At 40.1% G+C, this 17,332-nt stretch carries 18 protein-coding genes and 1 tRNA gene; 3 read left to right on the top strand and 16 right to left on the bottom strand.

Features of this window, described 5'->3' with window-relative positions:
• Positions 1-3 precede the first annotated feature (3 nt).
• Both BC659_RS09690 and BC659_RS09685 read left to right on the top strand, forming a co-directional pair.
• Positions 4-360 (top strand): TM2 domain-containing protein, encoded by a 357-nt coding sequence (locus BC659_RS09690; protein WP_133474561.1) that lies wholly within the window; start codon positions 4-6, stop codon positions 358-360.
• Between the two features lie 89 nt (positions 361-449).
• Complete coding sequence (locus BC659_RS09685) at positions 450-2,027, top strand: Na+/H+ antiporter (protein ID WP_133474560.1); 1,578 nt, start codon at positions 450-452, stop codon at positions 2,025-2,027.
• A 329-nt stretch (positions 2,028-2,356) separates the two neighbouring features.
• Here the strand turns inward: BC659_RS09685 and BC659_RS09680 are convergent.
• The 13 genes from BC659_RS09680 to rfbB form a co-directional block, all read right to left on the bottom strand.
• A tRNA-Arg gene (locus BC659_RS09680) sits at positions 2,357-2,428 on the bottom strand.
• Between the two features lie 122 nt (positions 2,429-2,550).
• Positions 2,551-3,705: a lycopene cyclase family protein gene (locus tag BC659_RS09675; protein WP_133474559.1), complete on the bottom strand. Its 1,155-nt coding sequence runs from the start codon at positions 3,703-3,705 to the stop codon at positions 2,551-2,553.
• 29 nt (positions 3,706-3,734) lie between these two features.
• Entirely contained in the window at positions 3,735-4,205 is a 471-nt protein-coding gene (locus tag BC659_RS09670) for a sterol desaturase family protein (protein WP_133474558.1), read from the bottom strand.
• A 1-nt stretch (position 4,206) separates the two neighbouring features.
• Positions 4,207-4,890, bottom strand: a complete 684-nt coding sequence (locus tag BC659_RS09665) for a carotenoid biosynthesis protein (protein WP_133474557.1) — start codon at positions 4,888-4,890, stop codon at positions 4,207-4,209.
• Entirely contained in the window at positions 4,887-6,386 is a 1,500-nt protein-coding gene (gene crtD, locus BC659_RS09660; RefSeq protein ID WP_133474556.1) for a 1-hydroxycarotenoid 3,4-desaturase CrtD, read from the bottom strand. The genes BC659_RS09665 and crtD overlap by 4 nt, the downstream gene beginning before the upstream one ends.
• Before the next feature lie 3 nt (positions 6,387-6,389).
• Entirely contained in the window at positions 6,390-6,914 is a 525-nt protein-coding gene (idi, locus tag BC659_RS09655) for an isopentenyl-diphosphate Delta-isomerase (protein WP_133474555.1), read from the bottom strand.
• A gap of 30 nt (positions 6,915-6,944) precedes the next feature.
• The gene (locus BC659_RS09650; protein WP_133474554.1) at positions 6,945-7,781 is read right to left on the bottom strand and encodes a phytoene/squalene synthase family protein; all 837 of its coding nucleotides are present in this window, start codon (positions 7,779-7,781) and stop codon (positions 6,945-6,947) included.
• A gap of 48 nt (positions 7,782-7,829) precedes the next feature.
• Positions 7,830-9,302, bottom strand: a complete 1,473-nt coding sequence (locus tag BC659_RS09645; RefSeq protein ID WP_133474553.1) for a phytoene desaturase family protein — start codon at positions 9,300-9,302, stop codon at positions 7,830-7,832.
• Positions 9,303-9,326: 24 nt separating this feature from the next.
• Positions 9,327-9,827: an RNA polymerase sigma factor gene (locus BC659_RS09640; RefSeq protein WP_133474552.1), complete on the bottom strand. Its 501-nt coding sequence runs from the start codon at positions 9,825-9,827 to the stop codon at positions 9,327-9,329.
• A 437-nt stretch (positions 9,828-10,264) separates the two neighbouring features.
• The gene (locus BC659_RS09635; protein ID WP_133474551.1) at positions 10,265-11,143 is read right to left on the bottom strand and encodes a MerR family transcriptional regulator; all 879 of its coding nucleotides are present in this window, start codon (positions 11,141-11,143) and stop codon (positions 10,265-10,267) included.
• 143 nt (positions 11,144-11,286) lie between these two features.
• Positions 11,287-12,144 (bottom strand): glucose-1-phosphate thymidylyltransferase RfbA, encoded by an 858-nt coding sequence (gene rfbA / locus BC659_RS09630; protein WP_133474550.1) that lies wholly within the window; start codon positions 12,142-12,144, stop codon positions 11,287-11,289.
• 2 nt (positions 12,145-12,146) lie between these two features.
• The gene (gene rfbC, locus BC659_RS09625; RefSeq protein ID WP_133474549.1) at positions 12,147-12,704 is read right to left on the bottom strand and encodes a dTDP-4-dehydrorhamnose 3,5-epimerase; all 558 of its coding nucleotides are present in this window, start codon (positions 12,702-12,704) and stop codon (positions 12,147-12,149) included.
• Positions 12,705-12,706: 2 nt separating this feature from the next.
• Positions 12,707-13,762, bottom strand: a complete 1,056-nt coding sequence (gene rfbB, locus BC659_RS09620) for a dTDP-glucose 4,6-dehydratase (protein ID WP_133474548.1) — start codon at positions 13,760-13,762, stop codon at positions 12,707-12,709.
• Between the two features lie 157 nt (positions 13,763-13,919).
• Between rfbB and BC659_RS09615 the strand changes: the two genes are divergently transcribed.
• Positions 13,920-15,053: an acyltransferase family protein gene (locus BC659_RS09615; protein WP_133474547.1), complete on the top strand. Its 1,134-nt coding sequence runs from the start codon at positions 13,920-13,922 to the stop codon at positions 15,051-15,053.
• Between the two features lie 93 nt (positions 15,054-15,146).
• Here BC659_RS09615 and BC659_RS09610 read toward each other — a convergent pair whose 3' ends face one another.
• The 3 genes from BC659_RS09610 to BC659_RS09600 are packed head-to-tail and all read right to left on the bottom strand — an operon-like array spanning position 15,147 to position 17,330.
• Positions 15,147-15,623, bottom strand: coding sequence for an acyltransferase (locus BC659_RS09610; RefSeq protein WP_133474546.1), 477 nt, complete (start codon positions 15,621-15,623; stop codon positions 15,147-15,149).
• A 5-nt stretch (positions 15,624-15,628) separates the two neighbouring features.
• Positions 15,629-16,603: a Gfo/Idh/MocA family protein gene (locus BC659_RS09605; RefSeq protein ID WP_133474545.1), complete on the bottom strand. Its 975-nt coding sequence runs from the start codon at positions 16,601-16,603 to the stop codon at positions 15,629-15,631.
• 1 nt (position 16,604) lies between these two features.
• Positions 16,605-17,330, bottom strand: coding sequence for a nucleotidyltransferase family protein (locus BC659_RS09600; protein WP_133474544.1), 726 nt, complete (start codon positions 17,328-17,330; stop codon positions 16,605-16,607).
• Between the last annotated feature and the right edge of the window lie 2 nt (positions 17,331-17,332).

Below are 17,332 nucleotides of genomic sequence, written 5' to 3'. Positions count from 1 at the left end.
CACATGAAACCCAACCTGTACAACCTGATACCCGCACTTGAAGGCGAGGAACTTGTATTTATTCAAAACCTTACAGCAGGTTTATCTGATGAACGTCTGCATAATTTTATCGCCGTTTATAATGGTAAAAGAAGAAAGACTGATCAGATATTGCTAGGATGCATTTTAGGATTTGTACTGGTTGCCGGTATACAGCGTTTTATGGTTAGGCAAAACGGAATGGGTTTATTGTATTTATTTACCGGTGGACTTTGTGTTATTGGGACGATTGTAGATACCATTAACCACAAACAACTATGTTTTGAGTACAATAGCCAGATGGCAAGAGAAAGTCTTGCTATGGTTCATTCGATGGGGTAATAGTCAGCTCTGCAACTATTGTTGAATAATGCATAAGTTCAGCGTATAACTGTTTCAATTTTTCTGTGTTTCACTATAAAGTGATGTACATGCTGGATCATTTTCCATTCTACCTGCTATTGATTTTATCGATCGTATTATTAATTATGCTGGCCAATAAAATTAAAGTGGCCTATCCTATATTACTTGTTATAGCCGGATTACTCATCAGTATTATACCTGGTGTTCCTGTAACCAAAATAGATCCTGAACTTATTTTTATCATTTTCCTGCCTCCACTTTTATATGAAGCAGCATGGTCTATTTCCTGGAAAGAGTTGTGGCGCTGGCGCCGTATCATTACGAGCTTTGCTTTTATTGTTGTTTTCTTAACTGCCATGACCGTTGCATTTGCAGCCAACTACCTGATTCCGGGGTTCTCCCTGGCATTGGGGTTTTTATTAGGTGGTATCGTATCTCCACCGGATGCGGTAAGTGCTAATGCGATTTTGAAATTTGTACATGTACCCAAAAGAATGTCGTCTATTCTGGAAGGTGAAAGCTTATTAAATGACGCTTCTTCGCTCATTATTTTTCGCTTTGCTATGATTGCTGTGGGAACTGGTCAGTTTATCTGGTTGGATGCTACCTTGAGTTTTACCTGGATGGTAGTGGGCGGCGTAGCCATTGGCTTATTGATTGGCTGGCTATTCATGAAAATACACAAATACCTGCCCACCGATGCCAGCATGGATATCATTCTCACCATTATCACCCCCTATACCATCTATATCTTTGCGGAAGAAATACATAGCTCAGGTATCCTCGCAGTAGTAAGTGCAGGCTTATTATTATCAAATAAAAGACATCATTTCTTAAACAGCTCATCAAGAGTCAAAGGTGTCAATGTTTGGGAGAGTTTTGTATTTGCACTGAATGGTTTGGTCTTTATGCTGATTGGATTAGACATGCCTGAAATTACGGCAGGGTTAAAACAGGATGGCATTCCTTTCAGTACAGCTATCTGGTATGGGTTACTGGTAACCATTATATTAATTGTAGTAAGAATGCTGGCAGCCTTCGGTGCCGTACTTACCACGTTTATCATGCGCAATTTTATCAATGTGGCAGAAAGAAACCCAGGCTTTAAAGGCCCTGTTTTATTAGGATGGACAGGTATGCGGGGCGTAGTATCTCTTGCTGCGGCATTATCTATTCCCGAGCAATTATCAGAAGGCGTTGCTTTTCCTCAACGCAACCTGATTCTGTTTATCACATTCATTGTAATACTGACTACTTTATTGGTACAGGGACTTAGCCTGCCCTTGCTCATAAAAAAACTACATATAGCGGGGTACCATGATTATATGCCTGAACATGAAGCCAATGAATTCATTAAAACAGCATTGGCACAACATTCATTACAACATCTTACTGCCAGGTATCAGAAAGAACTGGACACCAATGCTGCGGTACAACAAATTGCGGAAAAATGCAGGCTGAAAAATTTGTATAATCTAAGCCCGGTTATGTCGGCAGAAGTAAAGTCTATTTATCTCGACTTACTTGAAGAACAGCGAAAATGGCTCTTGGAAAAAAACAAATCCGACCTTCATTTTGATGAAGATATTATTCGTAAGTACTTACACCAACTGGATATTGAGGAAGAAAAGTTCAGATACATGTAAGCCGACAAGGCATTCGCATCTTCCTTGTTTCTTATTTCCTATTTCTTATTCCTTATTTCTTATTTACTGTGGCCTCGTCATCCGCCCCGGCGGAGAAACTGAATCTGGAGCTTCGTCCCCACAGTACTGTGGGGATTATACTATTTATTGTACACAAAAAAAGGGGGATTACCCCTTATTTCTTATTTCGTATTTACTGTGGCCTCGCCATCCGCCGCGGCGGAGAACCTGGATCTGGAGCTTCGTCCCCACAGTACTGTGGGGATTATACTATTTATTGTACACAAAAAAAGGGGGATTACCCCTTATTTCTTATTTCGTATTTACTGTGGCCTCGCCAGGAATCGAACCTGGATCTGGAGCTTCGGAAACTCTTATACTATCCATTGTACTACGAGGCCAATATTTCAATGTTACCCCAATTATAATAATATAAAACTACTCTTATACTATCTCCGCCTTAGGCGGATACTACGAGGCCAATTCAATAAATTGCAGCAAAAATAATAGAAAGCAGGTAAACTTAACGGAATAACTCCTGCATAGCCGCTTTCAGGAATATACGGGTAGGAACACTGTTCATAATCTGAAGATCATCCCATAAAGAGCTTTCATTATCCAGAAAACGTAAAACACGTTCAGGACTATTCCTTTGAAAAATAGCGGCAAAAATAGCATCACCGTTCAATTTACGATGGTGAAGTACGTTCAGTAATACCGAATCATAAAGACGAAACTTGCGCGCTACCCAACCTTCATGCTGAAGAGGAAACCTTCCCTTTACAAGATGCTCAACAATAGAAGTGGTTTTTTTCTGGATAAACTGAAAAGCATAGCCACTACTACCTTTGGCCTGTCCGCCGGCAATGCCCATATGAATCACCCTTCCTTCAGCTCCGGGAAACCGATGATTGGTCATAGGAATGATACCAAACTCTTCGTGAATGATATTATATCGCTCTATACCTAAAAATTTTTTGAGGTAAGATTGTAGCTCAGCAATATATTTTTCGGCAGGTAATAACTGCTCCGTGAACAAGGTATATTCTACCAGTGCCGATGTAGATGATACCGGCAATACATACATAAAAGTAGTACCGGCATCCTGTGCAACCCTGAAATCCATAAATGTGGCCTGCGAAGGATCAAATACCGGATTTTCAGTTTCGATCAACCACCCTTTAAAATGCTGCAGCAACATATATTCGCCCGAACTGATCACAGGTTGCACAAACAGAATACTATTAAATACATAATCAGCCGTATAAAACCCTGTTGCTGTTTGAAGATATGCCATATCATCTTTGGTTCCTGTAGCTGTAACAGGCTCATACAAAAAATGAATATTGCTTTTTTGTTTTGCTTGTTCCTGCACATACCGGTAAAAATCAATCCCGCGGATCATCTTATACCTGTATGGTTTCAGCGATAAAAGATTGGAATAGTGATCTGCGTAAAAATTCACTTCATTCCAGTAATGATGAACCAAGGGTTCAAATAAACCGTCACCTTTCTCCCAGAAACACCAAGTACGGTCATTACTGTTCTTTTCAGCTTTATCAATTACCAGTATCTTCTTATCATCAAAAAAAGAATGTTCCATCATGCGCATGAGTAAACTCAGACCTGCGCAACCGGAACCGGAGATAATATAGTCGTAGTGTGCGTGAATAATCAATGGTGAATGGTCAATGGTAAGATAAGCAACTATTTGCGTTGCAGCATTTCATCTTTGCGTACTTTGTCCCAATATTTTTTTGCCACAATGAGCATACCGAAACTTTCGCCCTCCTCCTTATCTAAATGCTTATGATGCATTTTATGTGCCCAACGTATCGCTTTGATATAACGGTTATTACTTCTTGTAAAAAGTTTAATTCGCTGGTGAATAATGATTTCATGCACCAGAAAATAAGCAAAACCATACAGCGCAATGCCGGCGCCAATGCTTACTACCCAATATACCTGATTCATACTACCGAGCATAATACAAAGCCAGCTGGGTATTGCGAAGATGACAAAGAAAGCATCATTTTTCTCGAAGAACCCAGGACCTTTCTGGTGATGATCCTCATGCAGGTACCACAGGAAACCGTGCATCACAAAACGATGTGTGAGCCAGGTAATACCTTCCATGATACAAAATGTAGCCAGTGTTATAAGGATATAGGTCAACATATTATAAATACCATCTGATGGTTAGAAAAAACAACAGTTGTATAATAAACAAATGTACCGCAAAATGGTTGGCCTTCTCAAAACGCAGTTTCCTGAATAACCACAACAATGCAAGACTAATCAGGAACCAGCATAGATAGTTAAAAAAAGGAATCTCTCCACTTTCCCATTGCCAGAAGTCAAGATGAACAGCAGCCGGCTCCATGATCCAGTCAAAAAATACAGTCAGTAAAGCTCCGTCCACCACAAAGGAAAGTGTTACCAGATGGGGCGACAAACGTGTTCCTGAATCTTCATACCTACGCTTTACCCACTCATGTATCAGATGCATAATTACTCCCGATGAATATACTATCACAAACCAATTCAACCCAATAAGCCAGGGAACACCATTTAAATGCGGCCCCAAAACAGTACCATAGCTATAACAACCAAACAGTTTTCCTGTATTTACACCAATCATTTCGGCGCCCATACCGGTTAAGAAAGCAGCAAGAACGAAAACAATGAAAAATTGATTGGGCTTGGGTTGATTCCATAACAGCAGTACAAACATCAGCAACAAATTCAAGGGCGTATTGGCAATAAACCATTCTTTGTGTTCTGTAAACAGCATACCAATCAATCCACTCACATGAAACAGAATAGCAATGAAAGCTGATATGGATAACTTATAACGACTCATGAATGTTTTTTTCTTTGCTGATCTGATTGTACAAGTTCACTCATAATTTTTGCACTCTTCAAACAAAGTGGTATACCTCCTCCCGGATGCACACTGCCACCTACAAAATAAAGGCCCTCAATATCACGTGAGAAATTCGGGTGGCGCATAAAAGCCGCCATTCTTGAATTGGAACTTGTTCCATACAATGAACCCTGATAAGAACCCGTTGCCGTTTCAATTAAAACCGGATCCAGTATATTCTCTGTCTCAATCAAAGAAGACAGATCGGTCTTCAGCATACGGTTAAGCTTTTCAATAATCAGTACTCGGCATCGTGTTTTCAGATCATCCCAATGCTGCCCTATATTGGCTGGAACATTGATCATAACAAACCAGTTTTCTTTACCAACAGGCGCCTGTTTGCCGGGCTCACACTTGGATGTAATATTTACATACACAGTTGGATCAGCATATACTTTTTTTAGTCGGAAGATATGATCAAACTCTTTTTCATAATCTTCACTAAAGAAAATATTGTGCAGCCCAAGTTCTGCAAATTCTTTTTTTATACCCCAGTAAAATATCAATGCACTGCTGCTTCTTTCCTGTTTTAATATTTTTCTTGCTTTTTCCTGATCGTTCAACAGACGCATATAGGTAAAATACGCATCTACATTACTTATCACAATAGAAGCTTCTATGTTTTTACCATCTACCACTACACCCTTTGCCTGGTTATTGTAACGGATAATACGCTCGACCGGCTGGTTAAAGAAAAACTGCACCCCTTTTTTCTGCGCAAGGGAAAATAAAGCATGGGTAATACTGATCATGCCGCCCTCTGGATAAAAAGTGCCTTCATTGTGTTCCAGATGAGGAATCAAACTCAGCATGCCCGGAGCTTTATAGGGATTGCTTCCATTATAGGTTGCATACCTGTTAAATAGCTGCACCACTTTCTTTTCGCGGAAGCCGCTACTATTTAGCCGATGTAGACTTTTAAAAATATGTGAAGGACGCACCGTTTTCAATGCTTTTGCAATGGGCGACTTCCATAAAACAGAACGTTTATGTAAAGAATGATTGAGAAAGATATTCGCTACATTTTCATACAGCTTACCCGACGCTGAGAGGTAACGTTTTATATTTTCTGCAGGTTCTCCAGTTTGCTGCTCTATTGTTGCAGCAAATTTTTCTATATCAGCTGAGGCCCGAACCACCGTTCCATCTTCATAAAAATAGGTGCATGAATCCGGCATTTTCCGGTAACTGAAATAGGATTCAATGGGTTCATTTGCCAGGGCAAAAAGTTCTTCAATATTATCCGGCTGAGTAAAAAGACTAGGACCTGTATCAAAATGATAACCTTGTGTTTCAAAATAGCCAAGCTTGCCACCTGGTTTATCAGACTGCTCAAACACTTTTACATCAAAACCCTGAATGGCGAGTCGTACGGATGCCGCGAGTCCGGCTACACCTGCACCTATAATTACTGCCGAAGGTTTTTGCTGCATGGTCTACGATTTATAATTCTGCTGATACCAGTCGTAAATTTTAGGGAAAGCAATATGAAACCAGGCTGTGAAATTTGCCGGATCCGCTTCCAGCAAAGATGCAGTTTCTTCTAATGATTTATAAGCATAACCTGCTACTTCTTCCGGATTCACTTCAACATGTCCATTGTAATGACCAATAAATACATGATCAAACTCGTGTTCGGTTAATCCATTATCAAAAGCGGCTTTATACGTAAATGAAAATGCTTTATATAGCTCTGTAGTAAACCCCATTTCTTCCTGAAGCCTACGAGTAGCAGCTATTTCTGTTGATTCGCCTGGCCGGGGATGACTACAACAGGTATTGGTCCATAAACCACCGCTATGGTACTTGGTGAATGCACGCTGCTGTAATAAGAGTTCATTTTTTTCATTAAAAACAAAAACACTGAATGCACGATGTAATAATGCTTTTTCATGCGCTTCCATTTTTTCCATTACGCCCAGTAATTCATCCTGTTCGTTCACCAGTATCACTTGTTCCATACTATAAAAATAAGTAATCTCTTACTGAGCTTAGAGTAAATTGAGTTGACTACGGATACCAGCCTTGGCAAGAATGAATATTTTACCGTAATCCGGAATCCGTATCCTTTCTTCCATAATTTTTTGGGGCTGTACCTTTTTTATTTTTTTGAAGAGAGAGAGATAATATTTATAGGCAACATATACCCCAAAACGCGATTTCATGGGTAATTGTAAAATACCCTCATAAGCATGAGTAAAATCTCGTTGAATATCTTCTTCGATAGCACGCTTATCCCTTTCTGTAAAATTTCTGAAATCACACCCAGGGAAATATACCCTTTCAAGCCCTTCGTAATCTGCTTTCAGATCACGTAAAAAATTTACTTTCTGAAAAGCAGCACCCAAACTTCTTGCATATGGCTTTAACAGTTCATACATCTGCTTATTGCCGTCGCAAAATACAAACAAACACATCAAACCTACCACTTCTGCACTACCATAAATATATTGTTCATAACCAGCGCGATCGTATTTACGCTGGTTTAAATCGAGTTCCATACTGTAAAGAAAAGCATCAATCAACTCTCTATCAATCTTGTATTGATTTACGGTAAGTTGAAAACTATGAAGAATCGGGTTCATACTGATACCCTTTTCAATAGCATCATAGGTAGACTGCCTAAATTCTGTCAGCAGAGCTGCCTTATCATAATCATGAAAACTGTCTACAATTTCATCCGCAAAGCGAACGAATCCATAAATATTAAAAATAGGTGTACGCAGGTCTTTATGTAACAACCGGATGGCCGACGAAAAACTCGTACTGTATTTTTCTGTCGTGATCCTGCTGCAGTCCTGACTTACTTCATGAAACAGTGTGATCATGGGTTGTTGGTTTGTGTACAGATTTTGTCTGTGTATATTTTAATTCGGTTATCCAAATGCTTTCAGTACCTCTCCGGCTACCACTTCGCCACTGATCAAACTTGGGGGTACACCCGGACCGGGAACCGTAAGCTGACCCGTATAAAAGAGGTTATTGACCTTTTTACTCCTGCACGCAGGTTTCAAAACAGCTGTTTGACCTAAAGTGTTCGCTAAACCGTAAGCATTTCCACGAAAGGCATTGTATTCAGATATGAAATCACTGTGTGCAAAGGATTTTTGGTATACAATGGCATCTCTGACTGATTGTCCGGTTTGTTGCTCGAGCCTGTCGATGACCTTGTCAAAATAAAATTGCCTTCTTTCGGGCGAATCATCACTAAGACCTGTAGCGACAGGAATCAGCAGAAAAAGATTCTCACATCCTTCTGGAGCAACCGTGTGATCGGTAACCGATGTGGCACTCATGTAAAATAAGGGATCGGAAGGCCATTCTTTGGTGGTATAAATTTCTTTCCCATGCACTTCAAAAGAGGTATCAAAAAATAAGCTGTGGTGGCGGATATTTTCCAGACGTTTGTTTAAGCCTACATAATACAAAAGACAACTGGGTGCCATTACCCGTTTTGCCCAGTAAGCCGGGGTATAGGTACGATAAGCTTCCGGCAGGAGATTCATTTCTATGTGGTGATAATCGGCTCCTCCGATCACGACCTCCGCTTCGTATACACGATCTTTTGTTACCACCTGTCTGGCAGCATTTCTCTGAATGCGTATTTCTTTTACATCCTGATTAAATGCAAATGTTACCCCTAATTCGAGCGCCAGCTCATACATAGCTTTCGCAATCTGAAACATACCACCTTCCGGATACCATGTACCTCCTTTGATATCAGCATAATTCATCAGGCTGTATAAAGCAGGCGTATCCTCAGGCAAAGCGCCGAGAAACAATACCGGAAATTCCATCAGTTCGCGGAGCTTCGGATGGGTAAAGTATTTGGCTACATGGGATTTAATGGAACGGAAAACGTCCAGTTTAAATACACCGCTTACCAGTTCCCAATCCAGAAACTCTGTTAAAGACTGGCCGGGTTTGTATACCAGTTTATGAATACCTACATCATATTTATAGGCCGCTTCTTTTAAAAATAAATCCAGTCGCTCTCCGCTTCCGGGTTCAATTGAATTGAATAAGGATTGTAGCGCTTCATAAGATGCAGGAATATCAACCGGACCATCGGGCCAGTAAACCCTATAAGAAGGGTCAAGCCTCTGTAAGCGATAGTAGTCGGAAACCGATTTCCCGAACTGGTTAAAATATCTTTCAAATACATCTGGCATCCAATACCAGCTAGGCCCCATATCGAAAGTAAAACCTGCTTCCGAAAATTGCCTGGCCCTGCCACCCGGCGTGGCATGTTTTTCCACGACTGTAACTTTCCAACCTGCTTTTGCCATAAATGAGGCAGCAGAAAGGCCGGCAAAGCCGCTTCCGATAATAATTACAGATTTACTCACTCTTCAGAAAATTAGGGAAAAAACTTAATACCGCTGTAACTGATTTTTCAGCAGCTTCCTTGCGAAGTGTATACGACTCTTAATCGTACCTAATGGCTCTCCCAGCATTTCTGCAATTTCATGGTACTTAAATCCATCGAAATACAACAAAAATGGATTGCGGAAAATCTCCGGCAGGTTATAGATAGCTTCTTTTACTTCTTTTAAATTGATGTTGGCAATGGCATCATTTGCTATTGCACCCTGATTGGCATTGATCAGAAATTCATTTGGCGTACTGTCGAATATCGTTGCCTGCTTGCTTTTTCTGCGGTAATTATTAATAAAAATATTACGCATGATGGTATATAACCAGGCTTTAATATTGGTACCCACATTGTACTTGTCTTTATTGGCCAACGCCCTGTACATAGTTTCCTGAACCAGGTCCTTGGCAGCTTCACTGTCGCGGGTCAGGGTAATAGCGAATGGTTTCAGAAACTCTGTGTTGTTCAATAACATCTGGTTAAATTCAAGCACTGACATATTCCGTTTGTTTAATTATTAACGACATAAAACTAAACAAAAAGAAGCATCCGTCGAACATTTTTGTTTAAATATTTTATTAAAAAGATAAAACAAAGTAAATCAATCGATTATGAATGTTTGAACATTGAAAAGTGCGTTCATGCAGGCATATCCGGGGTAGTGAGCTGTTAGCTTTTAGCCATTAGTCTCAGGCTTTCGTTCAATAAAAGTGAAAATTTGTTGCCGTAAGCAGATTGGCTAAACGCTGTGAGGCACTGTTAGCTATTAGCTTTTAGCCTTTTCAATAAAAGTGAATCTGTCGGTGGAAACAAATCGGCTAAAATCTAAGAGCTAATAACTAGAAAGAAGCTGATAACCGTTAGCTTTTTTCAATAGGAACATTATTTGCTACCGGAAGCAAACTGGCTAAAGGCTAAGTGCTAATAGCTAGTAGCTTACAAAGAAGCAATATATTCCATCACTTCAGAAAGTGATTGCTTGAAGCTGATATTAGAGGGTACTCTTTTTTTATAGTTCTGCGTGAGCTGTCCTGATACAAGGATGGGCAGATCGGGCATCCGATGGTGTGCATTGATCAGAAATTTCTCAAAATTAAAATTATTGGCCACAGATGTTAAATGCGAGTAAATGAAATCTGGCTTTTTCAGATTTACTACATATTCCACATCTTTCAGCGGCACATTGGCACCCAGGTAAAACACCTTGATACCTCTGGTTTTCATAAGGAAATACATAAATAACAGGCCCAGTTCATGGTGCTCTCCTTCCGGCAAAAACAGTACACTGGTTTTATTGATGGAAACATGGGTATGCACTGTTTCAATACCACTGATGAGCTTTTGCCTGATAATATTAGTTACAAGGTGCTCCTGCGCGGGATTGATATGATTGGTTACCCAGAGAATTCCAATCTTTTCCAGGAAAGGAAATATAATTTGCGTTATGGCCCTCTCAATGCCTTTGGCCAGAATATAATTGTCAATTATTGTTTCAAAATCTTCAATCCGGAGATCTACCATGCTCTGGATGAGATCATTTACCACCCGCTCTTGTTGCGCCTGCGCCTGCGTGAGTGAAAGAATTTTTTCTTTCATTTCACCGGGCGACATCCTGTCGATATGAGATATTTTATACCCGTATTTATTGAGCAGGGCAATATTCAATACCGTTTTTAACTCAGTATTGCTATAGTAACGAATATTGGTTTCTGTACGTTGTGGGTTCAGAAATCCATAGCGTTGTTCCCATATCCTGATCGTGTGGGCTTTGATACCGGTCAGGTTCTCCAAATCTTTAATGGTAAAAGCGTCCATGCATATATAACACAGACTAAGCAGCTTTGTTTAAAGATGATAAGTGAAATATTAATCGGCAAATTGTTAATGATTAAACGATAGATTGATCCGGAAAAATTAAACAAAGGGTTGTCTGATACTAAATCTACCTTCAAAAAACATTATTTCAGGCGAGAGAGATATTCTCCGTAACCACTTTTTGCATAGAGTTTTGCCAGTTCGAGTAGTTGTTCATGATTAATATAACCCATGCGCCACGCTACTTCTTCGATGCATCCGATTTTCTGGCTTTGCCTTTTTTCAATGACCCTTACAAATTCACTGGCATCACTTAATGAATCGAAAGTGCCTGTATCAAGCCAGGCCGTGCCCCTGTTCATGATACCTACTTTTAACCTGCCTTGTTTGAGGTATTCATTGTTAACGGTCGTTATTTCATATTCACCTCTTGCAGAAAGTGCGATGGATTTCGCTATACTAACTACCGTATTATCATAAAAATACAATCCCGGTACCGCATAATTCGATTTTGGCTTTGCCGGCTTCTCTTCAATAGATACTGCTTTTTTGTTATGATCAAATTCCACAACACCATACCGCTCCGGATCATTTACTTCATAGGCAAACACTGCAGCACCATCAATATCATTAAAGGATTGCACCAATTGACTAAACCCGGAACCATAAAAAATATTGTCGCCAAGAATCAAGGCTACTTTATCATTTCCAATAAACGACTCGCCAATCACAAATGCCTGTGCCAATCCGTTGGGAACAGCCTGAACAGCATATTCAAAACGACAGCCCAATACACTACCGTCGCCCAATAAACGCCTGAATTGTTCATTGTCTTCAGGTGTAGTGATGATAAGTATTTCCCTGATACCTGCCAGCATGAGTATGGATAGCGGATAATAAATCATGGGTTTATCATAGATAGGCATCAGTTGTTTACTGATACCTTTTGTAATGGGATACAATCTTGTTCCTGATCCTCCCGCTAAAATGATTCCCTTCATGCTTAAAAATTTATATGAGCTTTCAATTCACTGAATGTGGGTAAAACCTTGTCTTTATCAGATAATAATATTTCCGCAGTTTCAATCTGCCAGTCAATATTCAAATCCACATCATTATAAATAATTCCAGCTTCTGAAGCCTTGTTGTAAAAATTATCACACTTATAAAAAAATACAGCTGTTTCACTCAGCACAACAAACCCATGTGCAAATCCCCGGGGTACAAAAAATTGTGTACGGCTTTCTTCGCTTAACTCAACCGTAACATGTTCACCAAAAGTAGGTGACTGCTTTCGGAGATCAACTGCTATATCAAGCACTTTACCCTGTAAAACCCTTACCAACTTCGCCTGCGCATCATCACCCTGCTGAAAATGCAGCCCTCGTAAAACACCGCGTTGTGACTTTGACTGATTATCCTGTACAAAATCAATAGCCAGACCCGTTTGTTCATAAAACCGATTCTTGTGAAAGCTTTCAAAAAAGTACCCACGACTATCCCCATGAACAGTATCATGAATGATATAACAACCTTCCAGTTTTGTTTTTTCAATTTTCATGATCAGCGATTGGAATACATAGATTCATAATAGTGTTGATATGCGCCTGATGTTACATGTTGTAACCATTCCTTATTTGCCAGGTACCAATCGATGGTTTCAGATAAACCCTGTTCAAAAGTGACACTTGGTTCCCAACCAAGTTCATGTTTTATTTTATTGGCATCAATGGCATAACGGCGGTCATGACCCGGCCTGTCTTTCACATAGGTAATGAGTTGCTCACTTTCACCTGGTTGTCTGCCGATTTTTTCATCCATCAGCTTACAAAGTAATTTTACCAGGTCAATGTTTTTCCATTCATTGAACCCACCAATATTATAAGTTTCTCCAGCTTTCCCTTTATGAAAAATCTGATCGATGGCTCTTGCATGATCTTTCACATAGAGCCAGTCGCGTGTGTACAAACCATCACCATATACAGGCAATGGTTTTTTCTCAATGATATTATGAATAAAAAGCGGGATCAGTTTCTCGGGAAAATGATTGGGGCCATAATTATTAGAACAATTGGAAACAATGGTCTGAATATGATAGGTTTCATGATAGGCCCTTACAAAATGATCAGATGATGCCTTACTCGCTGAATAAGGTGAGCGCGGATCATATGCTGTTGTTTCAGTAAAGAAGCCTGTTTCACCAAGACTACCAAAAACCTCATCGGTTGATATATGATAAAACAGGTGCTTACTAAAATCTGCCGCCCAATATTTTTTAGCTGTATTCAACAGATTGACTGTACCGATAATATTGGTATACACAAAATCCAGCGGTGAAACGATAGAACGGTCCACATGCGATTCTGCTGCCAGATGAATTACATCCGTAATGCCATACGCAACGAATATTTTCTCCAGATCCTCTGTTTTGAGGATATCTGCTTTTACAAACTGATAATTAGGTTTCGCTTCAACATCTTTCAGGTTTTCGAGATTACCTGCATAGGTTAAAGCATCAAGGTTAATGATGCTGTATTGCGGATATTGGTTTACAAATAACCGTACCACATGTGATCCGATAAAACCTGCCCCGCCTGTAATTAGTATCTTTTTACTCATATAAATCGCTGAAAACGCTGCAAAATAAGCAAATGGAGGGATATAGACTTATAGCCACCTGCCTGCTTAACAGAAATTTCGCCTTCTGTATCGGTCTGAATAGTTTCCGCTATGAGAATATCCCCTATTTATTATCTTTCATCCATAAACGACTGCCATGAACCAACGCTATTACTCGCTTGATGTATTCAGAGGTGCTACCGTTGCACTGATGATTCTTGTGAATAACCCTGGAAGCTGGGGAAATATCTATAGTCCTTTAAAACATGCCAGCTGGCATGGCTGTACGCCTACCGATCTGGTTTTCCCTTTCTTCCTTTTTGCTGTGGGTAATGCCATGGCTTTTGTAATGCCTCGTTTTGAAGCGGCAGGTGATGGCGTTTTCTGGAAAAAAGTACTTAAAAGAACCCTGCTCATTTTCCTGATTGGATTATTGTTACACTGGAGTCCGTTTGTAAAATGGGAAGGTGAAGAACTGGTAGCAAAAACCCTTGATAATCTTCGGATCCTTGGCGTATTACAAAGAATAGCGCTCTGCTACTTCTTTGCTTCTGTAATTGTGTATTATGGTAAAACAAAAGGCGCTTTTGTCATAAGCGGGATATTATTACTCGTCTACTGGTTCATTACGGTCTGGTTAGGAAAAGCAGGCGATCCGTTCAGCTTACAGGGATATTTCGGAACAGGTTTAGACAAAGCCATCCTTGGTGAAGCACATATGTACAAGGGTGAGGGTGTTGCTTTTGATCCGGAAGGCATCAGCAGTACCATGGCAGCTATTGTGCAGGTTGTATTTGGATTCCTGGTGGGACAGTATATCCAGCAAAAAGGCAAGACCTATGAGATGCTGGCCAATCTAATGATTGCGGGACTCGTATTAATATTCGCTGGTTTTTGCTGGGATATGGTATTCCCCATCAACAAAAAAATATGGACCAGCAGTTATGTACTCTACACTACAGGTCTGGCCATGTTAACCATCAGCTTATTGATTTACCTGATTGAATTCAGGGGTATTAAAGGTTCATGGAGCAGGTTTTTTGATGTATTCGGCAAGAACCCATTGTTCATATTTGTTTTGAGTGGATTTCTTCCCAGATTGCTGGCATTGATTCGCTTCAAAGACGGCGATGAACTTACCAGCCCCTTATCCTGGTTCTGGAACCATATCTGTAAACCTATTTCCGCGGACCTTAGGAATGGCTCACTATTATATGCATTGGTAATGATTGCCTTTTACTGGCTGATTGTTTACTGGATGGATAAAAAGAAGATATATGTGAAAGTGTAGCGGATGGTTAATAGCTTATGGCATATGGTTTATAGGAATATCATGCCAGTACTTATTCGCATTCAATCCAGACATCCTACCATCAACTATACGCTATAAGCCATTTGCTATTCGCCTGATCAACACTGCTGGATTACCGGCATATATACCTGGTTCTGTAATATCTTTGGCAACTACGGCTCCGGCACCTATTACAGCGCCATGACAAATGCTAACAGGGAGAATGGTAGCATTGCTTCCGATACTTACATGATCCCCGATATGGGTAGGCTTCCATTCATTTGTATTGCCTGCTGCCGGACCACCGGAACGGAATGTATCGTTTACAAACATAACACCATGACCAATAAAGCAATCATTGCCAATGGTAACAAGGGAACAAATAAAGCTATGTGATTGAATCCTGCATCGTTCACCAATTACTGCATCTTTCTGAATCTCTACAAATGGACCGATAAAACTATCTGCACCGATTTTACATTCATACAGGTTACAAGGTTCTACCACTTTCACACCAGCACCAAATGTAACTTCTCTGATCGTGGATTGTATGGATTGAAATGTTGACATTTTCTTTATTTGCGATTAGCAATACTATGAATCTGCTCTATAAGCTGAATAGTAGCCAGGCTTTCCTCAGGATGGGTATAAAATGGCTCATTGGTTTCTAAGGTACGAATCATGGATTGATATACCTGCTTAAGCGGAGAATCTGCCGCTGGAATGTCTGTAAACAAAGACGTATCCATTTCAGCATAAGTAATCGTATCCAAATAAGTACCTCCGATTTTAAGGGTTGCCTTTTCTGCCAATAGGGTAAGCGAGCCTTCCATGTTTTTTTTGAAACTGTTTACCGAAAACTGGAGCGTGCCTATCATTCCGTTTTCAAACTGCAATAATACAGCTCCCTCATCGGCCGCTAATGCCGTGTAAGAATGATGTACATTATGCATGAATGCTGCCACCTCTTTCGCCGGACCAAAACACCAAAGCAGCAGATCAATAAAATGGCTACACTGCGTAAACAGAATACCACCATCCATTTCCCGGCTGCCATGCCATGAATGATCTATATAATAATCAGGATTGCGGTTCCAGAAACAATTTACCTGTACACTGAATAATTTACCAAAACTTCCCTGTTGAATAGCTTTATGCAATGCCTGAACAGGTGGATTAAATCGGTTCTGTAACACTGTAAATAAATGACGTTCGTGTTGTTTTGCCACAGCCATCATTTTTTTTGCATCCGGTACCGATAGTGCCATCGGCTTCTCTACCAGCACGTGAAACCCATTTTCAAGCAACTGAATGGCATGTGGAGCATGCAGTCCGTTGGGGGTACAAATAACTGCAACATCAGCAGATATATATTGAATCAATTGATCAAGGGAAGTAAAAAAAGGAGTATGATAAGTTAATCCTGTATTTTTTGCAATTGTTTCATCGGCATCACAAACAGCTTGCAGTTCGCCATATTCAAGTATGATGTCCAGGTGTCGTTTTGAAACCTGTCCACAACCTATTACCACAAACCTGATCTTTTGCATATCAGGTAAAAATTTTTTCTGCTTTGAGAATACTTTCAGGTTTACCTACATCTACCAACAGCTCACCTGTATGATCGTAACTTCTGATAGAGTGTGTTGCACATAAATCCAGATAAACATCCACCATGGAAAATTTCCCTTCCCGATGCATTAACTTAAACAGGCCATTATTGACAACATGAATACCACTGAAGGCCATTTGCTGTAAATCTGCGATTCTTGCTGATATATCAGCCGGCTTTTCTTCCCCCGTATTTACATTTCGCCACCCTTTTAAGTAACCATTTTTATCAAATAAAAAATATCGGGAAGTATTACGTTGAGAAACAGCCAGTGTAGCCAATGGTTTAGATTGCAGATGCATGTCTATCATCTTTCCTAAATCGAGTTTGGTCAGTATATCTGCATTCATTACCACAAAATCTGTTTCTGTTGCAAAGTAACCTGCGGCTTTCTTAAGGCCTCCACCAGTCTCAAGCACCTGCTCTGTTTCATCAGATATGGTTACCTGACTACCCCATCCTTTATTAATCTCAATAGCTTCTATAATCTGGTTAGCAAAATGATGTACGTTCACCAGTACCTCTGCAATACCAAATTGCTGCAGGTAAACAATATTTCTTTCAAGCAAAGATTTTCCATTCACTAAAGCCAGTGCTTTAGGGTGATGATCGGTCCAGGGTTTTAGCCGGGTACCCAGACCTGCTGCCAGTATCATTGCCTTCATAA

Origin of the sequence: Sediminibacterium goheungense (genome assembly GCF_004361915.1) — a bacterium.
Classification (GTDB): Bacteria; Bacteroidota; Bacteroidia; order Chitinophagales; family Chitinophagaceae; genus Sediminibacterium; species Sediminibacterium goheungense.
Note: the sequence above shows the minus strand (reverse complement) of the source record. Positions and strands in the feature narration are given on the sequence as shown.

What these genes read in the sequence shown, in the direction of transcription:
- BC659_RS09690 (WP_133474561.1), top strand. Translation starts at nt 4, where the DNA reads ATGAAACCCAACCTGTACAACCTGATACCCGCACTTGAAGGCGAGGAA.
- BC659_RS09685 (WP_133474560.1), top strand. Translation starts at nt 450, where the DNA reads ATGCTGGATCATTTTCCATTCTACCTGCTATTGATTTTATCGATCGTA.
- BC659_RS09670 (WP_133474558.1), bottom strand. Translation starts at nt 4,205, where the DNA reads ATGTTGACCTATATCCTTATAACACTGGCTACATTTTGTATCATGGAA.
- BC659_RS09665 (WP_133474557.1), bottom strand. Translation starts at nt 4,890, where the DNA reads ATGAGTCGTTATAAGTTATCCATATCAGCTTTCATTGCTATTCTGTTT.
- crtD (WP_133474556.1), bottom strand. Translation starts at nt 6,386, where the DNA reads ATGCAGCAAAAACCTTCGGCAGTAATTATAGGTGCAGGTGTAGCCGGA.
- idi (WP_133474555.1), bottom strand. Translation starts at nt 6,914, where the DNA reads ATGGAACAAGTGATACTGGTGAACGAACAGGATGAATTACTGGGCGTA.
- BC659_RS09650 (WP_133474554.1), bottom strand. Translation starts at nt 7,781, where the DNA reads ATGATCACACTGTTTCATGAAGTAAGTCAGGACTGCAGCAGGATCACG.
- BC659_RS09640 (WP_133474552.1), bottom strand. Translation starts at nt 9,827, where the DNA reads ATGTCAGTGCTTGAATTTAACCAGATGTTATTGAACAACACAGAGTTT.
- BC659_RS09635 (WP_133474551.1), bottom strand. Translation starts at nt 11,143, where the DNA reads ATGGACGCTTTTACCATTAAAGATTTGGAGAACCTGACCGGTATCAAA.
- rfbA (WP_133474550.1), bottom strand. Translation starts at nt 12,144, where the DNA reads ATGAAGGGAATCATTTTAGCGGGAGGATCAGGAACAAGATTGTATCCC.
- rfbC (WP_133474549.1), bottom strand. Translation starts at nt 12,704, where the DNA reads ATGAAAATTGAAAAAACAAAACTGGAAGGTTGTTATATCATTCATGAT.
- rfbB (WP_133474548.1), bottom strand. Translation starts at nt 13,762, where the DNA reads ATGAGTAAAAAGATACTAATTACAGGCGGGGCAGGTTTTATCGGATCA.
- BC659_RS09615 (WP_133474547.1), top strand. Translation starts at nt 13,920, where the DNA reads ATGAACCAACGCTATTACTCGCTTGATGTATTCAGAGGTGCTACCGTT.
- BC659_RS09610 (WP_133474546.1), bottom strand. Translation starts at nt 15,623, where the DNA reads ATGTCAACATTTCAATCCATACAATCCACGATCAGAGAAGTTACATTT.
- BC659_RS09605 (WP_133474545.1), bottom strand. Translation starts at nt 16,603, where the DNA reads ATGCAAAAGATCAGGTTTGTGGTAATAGGTTGTGGACAGGTTTCAAAA.
- BC659_RS09600 (WP_133474544.1), bottom strand. Translation starts at nt 17,330, where the DNA reads ATGAAGGCAATGATACTGGCAGCAGGTCTGGGTACCCGGCTAAAACCC.